Origin of the sequence: Mesorhizobium sp. M4A.F.Ca.ET.020.02.1.1, assembly GCF_004022645.1 — a bacterium.
Classification (GTDB): domain Bacteria; phylum Pseudomonadota; class Alphaproteobacteria; order Rhizobiales; family Rhizobiaceae; genus Mesorhizobium.
In genome coordinates, this window is sequence record NZ_RZOI01001202.1 from 1 (window position 1) to 969 (window position 969).

At 64.4% G+C, this 969-nt stretch carries 1 protein-coding gene and 1 pseudogene; one reads left to right on the plus strand and one right to left on the minus strand.

The window, feature by feature from the left end:
• Positions 1–527 (plus strand): molybdopterin-binding protein (locus tag EN742_RS36060; protein ID WP_128333944.1); only part of this gene is annotated, 527 nt, incomplete at its 5' end.
• Between the two features lie 192 nt (positions 528–719).
• On the opposite strand, the pseudogene EN742_RS36065 reads toward EN742_RS36060, so the two are convergent.
• Positions 720–969, minus strand: a pseudogene (locus EN742_RS36065) (hypothetical protein); the annotation flags it as partial.

A 969-nucleotide genomic window follows, 5' to 3' on the forward strand; every position in this document is an offset into this window, starting at 1 on the left:
CCTACAAGGGGCTGCTTGCCAACAACTTCGCCGACTGGCGCCTTGAAGTCTCCGGCCTCGTTGAGAAGCCGCTGGCGCTGACCCGCGAGCAGCTTCAGAACATGCCGAGCCGCACCCAGATCACCCGCCACGACTGTGTCGAGGGCTGGAGCTGCATCGCCAAATGGACGGGCACGCCGCTGTCTCTGGTTCTCGACCAGGCGGTCGTGAAACCCCAGGCCAGCTATGTCATGTTCCACTGCCTCGACACGATCGACCGGTCTCTCTCCGGCGACATCAAATATTACGGCACCATCGACCTGATCGACGCCCGCCACCCGCAGACGATCCTCGCCTACGGCCTCAACGGCAAGCCGCTGCCGGTCGAGAACGGCGCGCCGCTGCGCGTGCGCGTCGAGCGCCAGCTCGGCTACAAGATGCCGAAATACATCTACAAAATAGAGCTGATCGACAGTTTCGCCGCGATCGGCGGCGGCCGCGGCGGCTATTGGGAGGACAACGGCTACGACTGGTATGGCGGCATTTGAAGACCGTACAGGGTCGAGCCGAGAATAGTGGTCTCCGAGAAGCTGGAGCGGAACGTACTCAAAGTACGCGAGCACGCCTACGCCGGCCGTAGCCTTGGCTGTGCGGCGTCTCACGATCGCTTCGGTCGGCGAAGGCCGGAAGCGCGGGAAACCGCCATTTGCAGGCCGGCATCACCTGAATATCAATGGGCCCTAAGCAACCTTGTCGAGCAGCGGCTTGAGCGCCGGGTGGATTTCCGGCGACGCATGCTTGATCAGCGTCAGCAGCGCGCGCTCGTTCTCGCTGAGCGGCCGGTTCGGGCCGATTCGCTCAGCCAGCCACCTCGCCTCGCCGGCATCGACCGTCTCGGCGCGGCGGGCCATTGCTTCGGCTGCCCGGTTCCTGGCTTCCCAATCGGCCTCGATGTCGTCAGGCGAGCGGTAGGCTTCCATGATGCCGGCG